The organism is Candidatus Thiothrix putei (assembly GCA_029972225.1).
Lineage (GTDB): Bacteria > Pseudomonadota > Gammaproteobacteria > Thiotrichales > Thiotrichaceae > Thiothrix > Thiothrix putei.
The window spans coordinates 3,945,637-3,958,648 of sequence record CP124756.1; the positions used below are offsets into that span (position 1 = coordinate 3,945,637).

Sequence of the window (13,012 nt, forward strand, 5' to 3'; positions counted from 1 at the left end):
AGGAGACACCATGCCAGCACAACCTGCAAACAGCGCGGATAAAGCCCGCGAAGCAGCCGCCGCGCGTCGGCGGGCTGCTGCCCAGCGCAGTGCCGGTCAGTCACGCCCGGTAGCTGTTAAGCCAGCACCTGCGGCATCCACCCGACCTGAACCTGCACAAGCTGCCCCGGTGGCAGCTTATGCAGCCCCGTCCACCGCTGTTGTCGTTGCCATCAATGCCAGTGCGAACAAAGCGCGTGAAGCGGCTGAACGCCGCCGCATCGCCGCCCAACGCAGTGGTGTGCAAGCTCGGCAACGCTCGCGCCCAACAGTAGCCCCCGCACCTGCGGTTGCCGCTTACCCCACCAGCACTGCTTTGGAAGACAATCTAGGCAGTCTGTTTGGCAGTGAGCCGGTGACAGAAGAAGCGATGGATGCGCTGTGCGAACTGGTCGAAACTGATCCGAACGCTTTGGGTGTGAGTGGTAACAGTGTCCGTGCCATTTGCCGTAACCGTCGCCAACAACTGGCAACGCAAGGCAAAGCCGCCGTACCACGTCGTCCCGGTAGCCGTCCTGTTGGTCGTAACCCACGCATGGGTGTCGTCCCGCAAGGGCGTGATGCTGCTCGCCAGCACCGTGTACAAGCGGCACGTGGGCAACGCCCCGATGCACCCGCCGCACCGCGTCCCACCGGGCGAATGCGTCCGCAGCGCGTCCCCCCCAAGGTCGAAGTTGACGAGACCCTGTTGGGAAACGCAGTGACCGGCACACAGGTGAGTCGTGTTACCGCTAATACCGTGACGGGGGGCGAAGCTGGTACTTGCCGCGCGGTAACAGGAACGGAATACCTCGGCACTGACCATTTCGACACCATTTGCGGGACACGTCCCGAACCGAATCCGCCGAAAGTCGGGTTAACCGTAACAGGTGGCGGTCTGGCAGTTTCCGGTACGGAAGTCGGTCGTTCCGGCAAAGTGACCGGTGATGAAGTGGGCAGTTGCCGCGCCGTCACTGGCACGGAGTACCTAGGGCTGGAGCAGTTCTCAGCGTTTTGTGAAAACAAAGGCTTAACGACTCGCGCTCCCAAGGTAGTGGCTGGGACAACGGCGCGCAAGCAGCTAACGGTAACAGGTGTGGATGAAGCCCGCCTGCAACCTGTCACCGGCAATGAGCCGGGCGCGGGACGCAGCATTACCGGTTCGCAATATTCGGATGCCGGTGCTGCACGCCTAACCATTAATGGGCCGCAGAAGGTTGCCTTAACGCACACCGTCGCGGGTCGTGAAGTGACAGGGACAGAAGTCGGGCGTTCGATCAAGGTAACGGGTGATGAATACGGCAGTTGCCGCCCGGTAACGGGGACGGAGTACGTATCCAGCGAGCAATTCCAATTCATTTGCAAGACGCAAGCACCCGCGCGTTCTGCCAAAGTGGGGGAGGATAACAGCCAGAAAGGACAGCGTATTACCGGCAATCTCGTCAATCGTACTGAAAAAGTCACAGGAAACGAGGCAACAGCAGTGGGTAAAGTAACCGGTTCACAGTATGGCGACAGCCAAGTGGCAAATCGTGCGCCACCGAAAGCGTATCCGATGCAAACCCTTGCGGGGCGCAGTCTGACAGGCAATCGGGTGGATCACAGCCCAAAGCTCACCGGTGATGATCGTGGCGGCTGCTTGCCCGTCACCGGTACTGAATACTACGGCAAGGAACATTTTGCCCAGTATTGTGCAAGCGAACCGCCACAACAGCACCATGCGCAGGGTCACGACCACCCTCATGAGCATGATCACGGCGAAGGTGAACACGGCTTTTGCTGTGACGAATGCGCGGCTGACCATTTGCTGAAAGTGAAAGTGGCGCAAGCACGGCGCATGTTGCCACCGCCGCCGGTGATGTGTCATGGCTGTGCTGACAGTGCCGTAGCAGAAGCGAAACAAGCAGCCCAACAAGCGGCAGCGAGTTTCAGCATTCAATCACCGGCACAAGCAGCACTCGGACGGGTAACAGGCAATGCCTACGAAGGTGCGGGGCGCATTACCGGCCCTGGCAATCGTGGCAACCAAGTGGTTTCCGGCACACCCGAATTCCGCTACCAGCAGCCAGCAGCAGCCACGGTTGCCAGCGAACCGGTAGCGACCAGTGCCGAACCAGCCGCCTCGCGTGTGACCGGCGACGGGCGTGACAACCTGCGCATCACGGGTGACGACTGGGGTCGCAGCCAACGCATGACCGGTACGGAAGGGCGGTGGGCGCAAAACCGCAACCCGACCTTACGTGGGATGCAACCAGCGATGGCCATGGTGAATGCTCACGCCAACAAGTCACTGGAACGCCCCGAAGCACCGCCTATCGCTAATGTGACAGGCAGCAGCGGCAACAGTGGCAAAGGTGCGCTCATCACCGTTTCCGGTGGAGCCAGAGGTTAGGAGGGTCGTTAAGTGAATAGCCGTCAAGCGCAACAAGCACTGCGTGTGACCCGCCAAACCCAAGGCAAGGGACACACACCGCGCAAAGTGACACACCCCGCAACGCCAGTGGCGTTAAGGGTAGAAACGGGGACGCGCTTAACACCCGTCAACGCGGCGGCGGTGGGTTCTCACCGCCACCCGTTGGCTAACCAACACGCCAATGCCCGCTTGGCGCATTGTGAGGAAACGGTCAAAGGGCGGTTTGAAGCCATCGCCCCCGCCCTGCAAGCCATTGCCGGTTTGCATTTGGGGGCAGGTTTCAGCGCACAAGCACAAGCGATTGCGGAAGCCCAACTCGGCTACCGCTTGCCGGAACGCATCCTCAACGATGCATGGGTCAGCGGTGTGGACATGAAAGCCCTGTATGCGTATTGCACGTTTCAGGCTTTGAAGCTGGCAACCGAACAGTTTGCCAACGATTTACGCCAACAGGTGGAAGCGGTGCAGGATACCCGCAACTTCTTCCTCGACTGTGGCTTTCACGCGGTGGACATCAGCCCCTGTGCCGATGGTCGCCTCAAAGGTTTGATGCGCTACATTTTGCGTCTGCCTTTGACCTCGTTTACCCGGCGCAAGGCGTATGCCGGGGCATTATTCGACGTGGAAACGGACGTGCGCCACTGGATGGCAACCGAATTACGCCGTTTCCGCGAAGGTGTGCCAACCACCGTCGATGCAGGGACTCGTTACCTGAAAATCGCGGTGTATCACACCAGTAGCAGTTCCCCCTGCCATGAGGGATGTGCTGCCCACGGGAGTAACGACCATCAAGCGGTGGCAGCGGCTCTGGATCGCCTAAACCAGTTCCGCCAGGCTATTGAGAATTCGTTCTGTTGTGGTGCCAGCACAGATATTTTGTTGATCGGGGTGGATACCGACACCGATGCCATCCGGGTACACATTCCCGACGGCGAAGGTGAGCTTTCCCCGCAACGCTTTGTGGATAACAAGGTGCTGTTCCATGCCACGCTGGGTTTGTCAGCAGATCAAGCAGGTTTGGCAGTACACGAGGCGGTCGAAGCCGCGATTAACCAGCACGGCTGGGGAACCGGCAAAGGTGCGCCTCACGACGGGATGCGACGGCTGGTGACGAACCTGCTGATCAACAACCTGTCACAGATGGATTACGTGGTGGATTTGCACAACGGGCAATACGCCGACATCGGGCACGCCGAACGCTACATCAGCGTCGGGGATGGTTTCGAGGAAGTGCAAATCCGCAATGTGGCGTATTACGCCCACCTGCACACGCTGGAAGAAGGCGTGGCAGATATGGATGTCGGCATCAAGATTTTCAAAGGCTTGAACGTGAAACACGGTCTGCCTGTGCCGGTAGCGATTCACTACCGTTACGATGCCGGTGTACCGGGGTCACGCGAACGCACAGTGGCGAAAGCCCAGCGGGTTGCCGCCGCCATCCGCAACCGTTACGCGGCATTGGTGGAACAGGGTTTGTTACTGTGCCAGTTGTCAGTGCAGGATACGCCGACAGGTAGCCCGGTCGAAGTCGTGGAGGATGTGGCATGAAGATCATGCGCGTAGAAAAAACACTGGTATCCACCAACCGCCTTGCCGAACTGGGGCATAAGGGCTTGTTGGTGGTACAGGAAAAAGTCGGCGGAGCGCGGCAAGTGGCAGTGGATGCTATCGGTTGCGTCCCCGGTGACTGGGTAATTTGTGTGGGTTCTTCTGCTGCTCGCGAAGCCGCTGGCAGTAAGGAATATCCTTCCGACCTCACCATCGTCGGCATTATCGACCGCTGGAATGGCGAGTAAGGAGCAGCACATGGAAATCATGCGGGTACAGTCTGATTTGGTCGCCACCCAGCGCGTACCTGGCTTGAAGGCTATGTCCTTGCGGGTTTTGGTGGACAGCAAGGGGGCTAAGAATGTGGCTTGCGATCCGGTGGGCGCACCGCCCGGAGCGTGGGTTTTCACCATCAGCGGATCAGCGGCGCGTTACGCGCTCAAAGATCCCAAGGTGCTAACGGATTTGACCATCGGCGGCATTATCGACCATTGGGAAGAATGACCGCCGCTGTGTTGAGTAATGACTGATTTTTTACGAGAGGATATTCAAATGGCTGAAGTAACTGGTATTGCCTTAGGCATGATTGAAACACGCGGTCTGGTACCGGCTATTGAAGCCGCTGACGCCATGACCAAAGCGGCTGAAGTACGTTTGGTAGGTCGCCAATTCGTGGGCGGCGGTTACGTAACCGTGCTGGTACGCGGCGAAACCGGTGCTGTCAATGCGGCGGTGCGGGCAGGCGCGGATGCGTGTGAGCGCGTCGGTGACGGCTTGGTGGCGGCGCACATTATTGCCCGCGTCCACTCTGAAGTCGAAAGCATCCTGCCGAAAGCCGGTCAGCCGGTTGACAATGCAGTAATTGGTTAATGGTTAAGCGTTTATAAGGAGAATACACATGGCACAAGTAACAGGTGTTGCATTAGGCATGATTGAAACACGGGGTCTCGTTCCGGCTATCGAAGCCGCCGATGCCATGACCAAAGCGGCGGAAGTCAAGCTGATCGGTCGTCAATTCGTTGGCGGTGGTTATGTCACCGTTTTGGTTCGCGGCGAAACGGGCGCGGTTAACGCAGCGGTACGTGCGGGTGCTGACGCTTGTGAGCGCGTCGGTGACGGTTTGGTCGCGGCGCACATTATTGCCCGCGTCCATTCTGAAGTCGAAACCATTTTGCCGAAGTCGGAGTAAGAAGGTATTTCCTTCCCCCCCATCCCCACCCCTTCCCCCGCAAGGGGTGAAGGGAGCTTAAAGAGGAACTTATCATGACCGCAACCCAACCCAGCAGCGCATGGAATGTCCAGCAACGCCCAGCGGCAATGACCCGCCGTTATGAATTTGCTTCCTACGCTGAAACACGCACGTTTTTGGATCAACTTGCCGCGCTTTCCGAACGCACGGGTTTGCATCCGAACCTGAATTTCGCCCGCAATCACGTGAGCGTGAGCATCAATGCGGAAGGTGACGCATTAACGGATGCGGACTATGCCTACGCTGCCGAAGCTGATGCTTTCGCCCAACAATAACTTGGTTTAACCACGAGGTTTGGCAGATGACCCCAAAACCCAGCAAACCCAAAGCGGTGAAACCTGCCGCAGCCGCACCAATAGTGCCTGAAGCACCCGAAGCCGAAGCAGCGGTAGCACACGAAGCGGCAGCATCTCCTGAAGAGACCGTTCCAGCCGTTGCTGATGTACCGCAACCGCCGCAAGCACCCGCGACACGACCAAGCGTGCCAGCCGCAGCCGACCTGAACCAACCGGGTTTCCCGTTGCACCCTGAGCGTGTTTGGCCTGATTAACCTGCGAGAAGACACCATGACTTCCAGAGTAACCACTTCCGCTTCCATGCAGTCACGCGCTCCGCGTGGTGCTGTCACCGGGGCTTATGTTGGCAATACCACCCCGCCACCCGTGGATGTGGATGCCCTGTTCAAACGTTGGGATGCTGCCTTGCATACCCGCAGTGTCGATGCTGTGGTTGCCTGTTACAGCCATGATGCGGTATTGCTGCCTACGGTTGCCGATGAGCCGCACGTTGGGCACAAGTCGATTGCTGACTATTTCAAGCATTTCCTCGCTGGTTCACCACGCGGAACCGTGACCGAACGTCACGTGCAAGTCGGCTGGGATATGGCGGTGGATATGGGTACGTATTCCTTTGTGTTTGCTGACGGGCGCAAAGTGACCGCACGGTATACCTTTGTGTACCGTCCGCGTGCCGGAGAGTGGCTCATTACCCATCACCATTCGTCCGTTCTGCCAGAACAATTCTGCAAGGTGTAAGGTAATAAGGAGTACTTTGATGGCGTTACAACTCAGCGATTATCAGGACATTATTGATGATTTGGGCGATACCACCAACGAAGTGCTGGAAGCCAACTGGCAAGAAGCCGCACGGGTGTTTTCCCCACGTGGGCTGGATACCTATTTGCGCGGTGCTGCCGGGCTGAAATCGCTGGGGCGCGGCACGGATTTGGTCGAATCTTTCTTGGAAGCGGCGCCGCTGGTTGCCAGAGAAGTGGGGGAACAAGCCGTTTCCGAGCTGTTGTCCGCCTCCATCCAGATGTTCTCCAAAACCAGTGCCAGTGTTTTGGTGCTGCTGTTTGCCACCGCACCCACAGCGGCAGCGCGGATGGGCGAATTGGAACTGTTCAAAGGCTACTTAAGCCTGTTGAACCATCTGTTAGCGCAAGCCCCGCGTGCTTTGCGCCCGATGCTGGAAAAGCTCGATGTATTGTTAGCGCACCTAACGCTGGGCGGCTTGCGGCGCTGGGCAATGTGGGGCGTTTCCGCTTACCGCAACGATTTTAACGGGCAGGCGGAATATTTCGGGTTGAAAAATGATTCCGCCATGAACGTGCTGAAGAAAGAGCAGCGCGGGGTATTGTTCGTCGATGTGCAACGCCGCCTGATCATGTATTTACGCGCCTTGTGGGGACGTGACTTTTTCTTGCGCCCGACCTCCGGCGACTTTGAAACCCGCGAAGGCTACCGCCCGTATATCGAAGCGAATTTCATCCATTTGCCGGATGCGTTTGACGATTTCACCCTGCCCAATGGCGAAAAAGCCAACGGCATGGATGTGTACCGCGCTGCTGCCGCCCACACCGCCGCGCATATCGTGTATTCCCGTTATTATGACGATGCCCAAGGATTGACCCCGTTGCAACAAGCCATGGTCGGCGTAGTGGAAGACGCACGGGTGGAAACACTGGCGGTGAAGGATTTCCCCGGCTTGCTGACCTTGTGGAAAAACCTGTTACCGGCGGATTCGCAAGACAACAGTGCCGCGAGTGTGTTAGGGCGCATGGCGCGTGGCTTGCTGGACAAAGATTACCGCGATGATCACCCGCTGGTGGAAGCTGCCACTGCCCTGTTTGCGCAACACACCGAGCGTTTAAACGACCAAACCTTGGCGTTGGACATTGGGTTGCAATTGGCGGAGCAAGCAAAAGCTTTGGATTTCAAATACAACCCGCGTCAGGATCAGCCCACCAACCCGTACCGTGACGATAACCGCTACCTGTGGCAATCCCCCGAAGACCCTGAAAACACCGTGCTACTACCGGGGCAAACCCAGCAAGTGCGCAAATACGTCAGCATGATGGAAATGGTCATGGGGCTGGACGTGGAATACGCAGGCGATGACGCGCAGGAAATCTGGGTGCTGGAAACCGAATTTTTCCATGATGACGGCACGACCCTCAATGAAAAAGAGGGCAAAGAGCCGGTGGCATCGCCCGTGCATTACCCCGAATGGGATTACCAGACGCAACTGGAACGCCCCAACTGGGTAACAGTGCTGGAAAAACGCCCCAAACGCGGTGATACCGACCTCATTGAGCAAGCGGTAGAAAAGCACAAACCGATTATCCAACGCCTGAAACGCTTGATCGAAGCCGCGCAACCGCAAGGTGTGATCCGCCAGCGCAATGTCGAAGACGGCGACACCATTGACCTGAACGCCGCTGTGCAAGCGATGGTGGATATTCGCATGGGCAAGCAACCCAACCCGCGTATTAATATCCGCACCCGTTTGCAGATCCGTGATTTATCGGTGCTATTGCTGATTGATTTGTCGGAATCCACCAATGATCAGGCACGGGGCGCTGCCGAAGGCGTGAAAGTGATTGACCTTGCCCGCGAAGCTACCGCTTTACTCGCAGAAGCGTTACACAAGATTGGCGACCCGTTTGCGATTCACGGCTTCGACTCCAACGGGCGGCACGATGTGGAATATTTCCGCTTCAAGGATTTTGATGCGCCCTACAACGACACTGTAAAAGGGCGACTAGCCGCCATGGGTGGCAAGCTTTCCACGCGCATGGGAGCAGCATTGCGCCATGCCGGACAATTACTATCCCAACGCGCCAGTCAGAAAAAGCTGATCCTGCTGCTCACCGATGGCGAACCGACGGATAACGACGTGCGTGACCCGCAATATTTGCGTCACGACACCCGGCGGGCAGTGGAAGAATTGGCACGGCGCGGTATCCGCACCTTCTGCATGACGCTTGACCCACACGCTGACCAGTACGTGGAGCGCATTTTTGGGGCAAAACATTATCTGGTGCTGGACAATATCACGCGCTTGCCGGAAAAATTACCGGCGTTGTACTTGGGTATGACGAAATGACGCATCATTAATAACAATTTTCAGGCAAACACACTAAACTCAGTAGAAGACTCAAATTGAGCATGTGTAGTCATGAATCATTTTTTTGCGCGGGAAGACTTCCCCCACCTGCTACGTGCATTAACACAAGCGGGGTACGATTGTGTCGGCCCGCAAATCCGCCAAGGCGCAATCGTGTTCGACCACTTACACAGCGTCACGCAACTGCCCCAAGGCTGGCAGGATGAGCAACAACCGGCGCATTACCGCTTACAGCAAACCGATTCGCCTTATTGGTTCGATTGGAGCAATGGTGCATCCGCCATTAAACCGTATACCTTTGCCCCGCAAGAAAATTTGTGGACAGTGCAACGCGACCAGAGCGGGCGCTTGCGTTTTCAAGCCACCCTGCCCAAGCCGCAAAAAACCGCCATTATTGGGGTGCGTGCCTGTGACCTTGCTGCACTCGCGCTGCAAGATCAGCATTTTTTACACAGCAAGCATGTCGACCCGTATTACCAAGTGCGGCGGGAGAACTTGCTGCTAATCGGGGTGAATTGCACCCACGCCGCTGCCACCTGTTTTTGCGTATCAACCGGCGATGGCCCTGACATTCGCCAAGCTTACGACCTGTTATTAAGCGAAATTGCGGCAGGTTTTTTGCTGAGTAGCGGCTCCACGGCAGGCGCGACCCTTGCCGCCCAATTGCCGCTTACCCCCGCCAGTGATGCGCAACAACACACCGCCCAGCAGCGAATGCAAGCCGCGACCCAGCAGCAACGCCATTTGCCCGCTAAACCGCCGTTGTTTGCGCATCTTAACCACCCGCACTGGCAAACCGTTGGCGCACGCTGTCTGGCTTGCGGCAACTGCACCAGTGTTTGCCCCACCTGTTTCTGCCATCAAGCGGTGGAAATCCCGGATCTGGATGGCGACACCAGCCGTCATGAACGCCGCTGGGATTCGTGTTTTCAACCCGGTCACAGCTACATCCACGGCTGGCAAATTCGCAGCAATGCCACCGACTATTACCGCCAATGGCTGACGCACAAACTCGCAGGCTGGCATGAGCAATTCGGGCGCAGTGGCTGCACGGGTTGCGGGCGCTGCATTAGCTGGTGTCCGGCGGGGATTGATTTGACCGCTGAGGTGGAACAACTGGTATGAAACCCAATGATTACTTACCACACGAAGTGCAAATCGTCGCACGGGTGCAAGAAGCCCCGGATATTTTCACCCTACGGCTGCGCTTCACCGATCTTGCCCACCATGCGCGTTACCACTTTGACGCGGGGCAATTCAATATGCTGTACCTGCATGGGGTGGGCGAAGTCGCAATTTCGATTGCCTCTGACCCGAAAGACACGCATTTGATTGATCACACCGTGCGGGTTGTGGGGCGCGTCACCAAAGCGTTGGCGCAATTGCAAACGGGTGATTATTTGGGGTTGCGCGGCCCTTTCGGGCGAGGGTGGCCGATGGCGGCAGCGCAAGGGCGTGATGTCTTGCTGATTACCGGCGGCTTGGGTTGTGCGCCGGTGGTATCGGTGGTGCATTATGTATTGCGGCGACGCGCCCATTACGCCCGTTTAATCATTATGCAAGGGGTGAAACACACCCACGATTTGATTTGGCGCAGGCAATACGACACCTGGGCGGCAGCTCCCAATACCCAAGTATTGCTCACGGCTGACCAAACCGGGCAAGGCTGGCCGTTCAACACTGGGCTAGTCACGCAATTGATTGGGCAAGCGCAATTCGACCCCGCCAATGCGGTCGCCATGTTGTGTGGCCCGGAAGGGATGATGCGAGCCACCGCCCGGGCGTTGCAGGAACGCGGTTTGCCCGACCATGACATCTGGTTGAGCATGGAACGCAATATGCACTGCGCCGTCGGGCATTGCGGGCATTGCCAATTCGGCAGCAGCTTTATCTGCAAAGACGGCCCGGTTTACCCGTTACCAGAACTCAGCCACCTGTTAGGGCTGAAGGGGTTTTGACATGCCACTGCCAACGGTTGCGGTACACAAATTTTCCTCGTGTGATGGCTGTCAGTTAGCCTTATTGAATGCGGGGGAGGCGCTGTTACAACTGGCGCAACGGGTCAATATCGTGCATTTCGCCGAAGCGGGCATGTTGGCTGAAACCGCGCTGGTTGATATTGCCTTGGTGGAAGGCAGCATTAATACCAACCACGATGTGCAACGCATTCGGGAAGTCCGTGCCAACAGCCGCTATTTAATCACGATGGGCGCGTGTGCCACGGCGGGCGGGGTGCAAGCTTTGCGCAATTTGCAGGACGCGCAGGGCTGGCATCAAGCCATTTACGCCCACCCCGAATACCTCGATAGCCTTGACACCGCCACTGCGATTGCCCAACACGTCAAAGTCGATCTGGAATTGTGGGGTTGCCCGGTCAATACCCAGCAAGTGCTGCAAGCGCTTAGCAGTTTAGTGCACGGCGCAACCCTCGCCATCCCTCAAGAAAAAGTCTGTGCCGAATGCAAACGCCGAGGCAATGTGTGCGTGTTGGTGTCCGAAGGCAAACCGTGCTTAGGGCCAAGTACGCACGCCGGTTGCGGGGCGATTTGCCCAGCATTTGGGCGCGGTTGTTACGGCTGCTACGGCCCGCAAGGAGTGATTTATGCCGGAATCCCGTAAGCTCAGCATTCGCGTTCCCATTCTCACCCGCGTGGAAGGCGAAGGGGCGCTGGAACTCGACATTGATAAGGGTGCGATTACCCACCTTAAATTCAGCATTTTCGAGCCGCCGCGCTTGTTTGAAAAACTGCTGGAAGGCCGCGATTGTCAGGAAGTACCCGACATTACCGCCCGCATTTGTGGCATTTGCCCGGTGGCGTATCAAATGAGCGCCGTACATGCGGCTGAAATGGCGTTTGGCGTGACCATCAGCCCCTGGGCGCGGGATTTACGGCGTTTGCTATATTGCGGGGAATGGCTTCAGAGCCATGCCTTGCACATTCATTTGCTGGCAGCACCGGACTTTTTGGGGTTTGACTCCGCGTTGGCAATGGCAAAAACCTTTCCCCATGTGGTCAAGCGCGGGCTGACGTTGCAAGGTTTGGGCAATCGCCTGATGCGCGTGATTGGCGGGCGTTCAGTGCATCCGGTGAATACCTGTGTCGGCGGGTTTTATGCTGCACCGCCGGTCGCCGAAATGCAGGCATTGCGGGCGGAACTGGCTGCCGCGCAGGAAGACGCTTACGAATTGGTACGCTGGGTGGTACGTTTGCCGATGCCTGCTGATGAGCAGGATTTTGTATCAGTCGCCTTGCAACACCCCGATGAATACCCATTCAATGAGGGGCGGATTGTGTCTGATGCAGGGTTGGCAATTGACATCGCGGACTACGCCCAGCATTTTGAGGAATTTCAAGTACCGCATTCCACCGCGCTACACGCGCATTTGCACGGCAAGGCGTATTTGGTGGGGCCATTGGCACGGGTCAATGTGTTGCATGAGCAATTGCCTGCGCATTTGCTGGCGCTACTGGCAGGCAGCAGGGTGCAATTCCCCAGCCGCAATATGTTCCACAGCATGGCAGCACGGGCGCTGGAAATCGCTTACTGCATTGATGAGGCCTTGCGCTTATTGGACAGTTACACCCTGCCCGACCAGCCGTATGTTGCGTTTACACCGCGTGAAAGTACCGGGTTTGGTTGCACCGAAGCACCACGCGGAATGTTGTGGCATCGCTATGATTTTCATGCCGATGGCACGGTGAAAACCGCGCGGATTGTGCCGCCCACCAGCCAGAATCAGGCACGGATGGAGCAGGATTTGCACCAGTCGTTACACGCTTTCGGGCTGGACAATGACGATGCGGCACTGCGCTTGCGGGCAGAGCAGGTAATCCGCAATTACGACCCGTGCATTTCGTGTGCCACGCATTTTTTGCGGCTGAAGGTCACGCGCACGTGAAAACCGCCATTATCGGCATCGGCTCACCGTTTGGGGATGATCAGGCAGGCTGGCTGGCGATTGATAGCTTACAGGAAGAACCGTGGGTGAAAGCGCAGGAGGCAGCAGGTATCCTGACACTGCAAAAACTGGATCGCCCCGGCATGAGCTTACTGGAACACTGGCACGGTTATGACCATGTGATGCTGATTGATGCAGTCATTTCCACCCAACATGCGCCGGGGATGCTCTTCAAGCTCCAGCCAGAGGAATTAGCGTTACTTGAATTCCCCACTTCATCCCACGGCTTTGGTATTGCAGAAGTGCTGGCGCTGGGAGAAACCTTGGGATTATTACCCAAACAACTCGACATCTGGGGTGTCGCGGTGCCATTTCACAACGTTGACTCAAATTCCCTTACCACTGGAATTGTCTGTACTGGTGTAGCTGACGTTCTTGATTGGAAATAAATATCCAGTAATAAAGGAACGGATAT

At 57.1% G+C, this 13,012-nt stretch carries 15 protein-coding genes; all 15 read left to right on the top strand.

Going from position 1 to position 13,012, the window contains the following annotated elements; translation table 11 throughout:
* Positions 1-10 precede the first annotated feature (10 nt).
* The 15 genes from QJT81_20240 to QJT81_20310 all read left to right on the top strand — a co-directional run bounded on the left by QJT81_20240 (position 11) and on the right by QJT81_20310 (position 12,986).
* A complete protein-coding gene (locus tag QJT81_20240; GenBank protein ID WGZ94090.1) occupies positions 11-2,410 on the top strand; it encodes a CsoS2 family carboxysome shell protein in 2,400 nt (799 codons plus the stop codon).
* A 12-nt stretch (positions 2,411-2,422) separates the two neighbouring features.
* Entirely contained in the window at positions 2,423-3,979 is a 1,557-nt protein-coding gene (locus QJT81_20245) for a carboxysome shell carbonic anhydrase (GenBank protein ID WGZ94091.1), read from the top strand.
* Positions 3,976-4,227, top strand: coding sequence for a carboxysome peptide A (locus tag QJT81_20250; GenBank protein ID WGZ94092.1), 252 nt, complete (start codon positions 3,976-3,978; stop codon positions 4,225-4,227). Before QJT81_20245 ends, QJT81_20250 begins: the two co-directional genes overlap by 4 nt.
* Before the next feature lie 10 nt (positions 4,228-4,237).
* Positions 4,238-4,483, top strand: coding sequence for a carboxysome peptide B (locus QJT81_20255; protein WGZ94093.1), 246 nt, complete (start codon positions 4,238-4,240; stop codon positions 4,481-4,483).
* 48 nt (positions 4,484-4,531) lie between these two features.
* A complete protein-coding gene (locus QJT81_20260) occupies positions 4,532-4,849 on the top strand; it encodes a BMC domain-containing protein (protein ID WGZ94094.1) in 318 nt (105 codons plus the stop codon).
* A 28-nt stretch (positions 4,850-4,877) separates the two neighbouring features.
* Positions 4,878-5,168, top strand: coding sequence for a BMC domain-containing protein (locus QJT81_20265; protein ID WGZ94095.1), 291 nt, complete (start codon positions 4,878-4,880; stop codon positions 5,166-5,168).
* A gap of 74 nt (positions 5,169-5,242) precedes the next feature.
* Positions 5,243-5,503 (top strand): 4a-hydroxytetrahydrobiopterin dehydratase, encoded by a 261-nt coding sequence (locus QJT81_20270; protein ID WGZ94096.1) that lies wholly within the window; start codon positions 5,243-5,245, stop codon positions 5,501-5,503.
* A gap of 26 nt (positions 5,504-5,529) precedes the next feature.
* Positions 5,530-5,778 carry a hypothetical protein gene (locus QJT81_20275; GenBank protein WGZ94097.1) on the top strand — a complete coding sequence of 83 codons (249 nt, stop codon included), beginning with the start codon at positions 5,530-5,532 and terminating at the stop codon, positions 5,776-5,778.
* Positions 5,762-6,262: an SgcJ/EcaC family oxidoreductase gene (locus QJT81_20280; protein ID WGZ94098.1), complete on the top strand. Its 501-nt coding sequence runs from the start codon at positions 5,762-5,764 to the stop codon at positions 6,260-6,262. Before QJT81_20275 ends, QJT81_20280 begins: the two co-directional genes overlap by 17 nt.
* A 19-nt stretch (positions 6,263-6,281) precedes the next feature.
* On the top strand, positions 6,282-8,615 hold the full coding sequence (locus QJT81_20285; protein ID WGZ94099.1) for a VWA domain-containing protein: 2,334 nt from the start codon (positions 6,282-6,284) through the stop codon (positions 8,613-8,615).
* 72 nt (positions 8,616-8,687) lie between these two features.
* Positions 8,688-9,761, top strand: coding sequence for a 4Fe-4S dicluster domain-containing protein (locus QJT81_20290; protein WGZ94100.1), 1,074 nt, complete (start codon positions 8,688-8,690; stop codon positions 9,759-9,761).
* Positions 9,758-10,594 (top strand): FAD/NAD(P)-binding protein, encoded by an 837-nt coding sequence (locus QJT81_20295; GenBank protein ID WGZ94101.1) that lies wholly within the window; start codon positions 9,758-9,760, stop codon positions 10,592-10,594. The genes QJT81_20290 and QJT81_20295 overlap by 4 nt, the downstream gene beginning before the upstream one ends.
* A 1-nt stretch (position 10,595) precedes the next feature.
* Positions 10,596-11,255, top strand: a complete 660-nt coding sequence (locus QJT81_20300; GenBank protein ID WGZ94102.1) for a sulfhydrogenase subunit delta — start codon at positions 10,596-10,598, stop codon at positions 11,253-11,255.
* On the top strand, positions 11,239-12,537 hold the full coding sequence (locus tag QJT81_20305) for a Ni/Fe hydrogenase subunit alpha (protein ID WGZ94103.1): 1,299 nt from the start codon (positions 11,239-11,241) through the stop codon (positions 12,535-12,537). The genes QJT81_20300 and QJT81_20305 overlap by 17 nt, the downstream gene beginning before the upstream one ends.
* Positions 12,534-12,986 carry a hydrogenase maturation protease gene (locus QJT81_20310; GenBank protein WGZ94104.1) on the top strand — a complete coding sequence of 151 codons (453 nt, stop codon included), beginning with the start codon at positions 12,534-12,536 and terminating at the stop codon, positions 12,984-12,986. The genes QJT81_20305 and QJT81_20310 overlap by 4 nt, the downstream gene beginning before the upstream one ends.
* Positions 12,987-13,012 lie beyond the last annotated feature (26 nt).

Bases quoted from the DNA above. Each gene is read 5' to 3' on its own strand.
- QJT81_20240 (WGZ94090.1), top strand. From the start codon at position 11: ATGCCAGCACAACCTGCAAACAGCGCGGATAAAGCCCGCGAAGCAGCC.
- QJT81_20250 (WGZ94092.1), top strand. From the start codon at position 3,976: ATGAAGATCATGCGCGTAGAAAAAACACTGGTATCCACCAACCGCCTT.
- QJT81_20255 (WGZ94093.1), top strand. From the start codon at position 4,238: ATGGAAATCATGCGGGTACAGTCTGATTTGGTCGCCACCCAGCGCGTA.
- QJT81_20260 (WGZ94094.1), top strand. From the start codon at position 4,532: ATGGCTGAAGTAACTGGTATTGCCTTAGGCATGATTGAAACACGCGGT.
- QJT81_20265 (WGZ94095.1), top strand. From the start codon at position 4,878: ATGGCACAAGTAACAGGTGTTGCATTAGGCATGATTGAAACACGGGGT.
- QJT81_20270 (WGZ94096.1), top strand. From the start codon at position 5,243: ATGACCGCAACCCAACCCAGCAGCGCATGGAATGTCCAGCAACGCCCA.
- QJT81_20275 (WGZ94097.1), top strand. From the start codon at position 5,530: ATGACCCCAAAACCCAGCAAACCCAAAGCGGTGAAACCTGCCGCAGCC.
- QJT81_20285 (WGZ94099.1), top strand. From the start codon at position 6,282: ATGGCGTTACAACTCAGCGATTATCAGGACATTATTGATGATTTGGGC.
- QJT81_20290 (WGZ94100.1), top strand. From the start codon at position 8,688: ATGAATCATTTTTTTGCGCGGGAAGACTTCCCCCACCTGCTACGTGCA.
- QJT81_20295 (WGZ94101.1), top strand. From the start codon at position 9,758: ATGAAACCCAATGATTACTTACCACACGAAGTGCAAATCGTCGCACGG.
- QJT81_20300 (WGZ94102.1), top strand. From the start codon at position 10,596: ATGCCACTGCCAACGGTTGCGGTACACAAATTTTCCTCGTGTGATGGC.
- QJT81_20305 (WGZ94103.1), top strand. From the start codon at position 11,239: ATGCCGGAATCCCGTAAGCTCAGCATTCGCGTTCCCATTCTCACCCGC.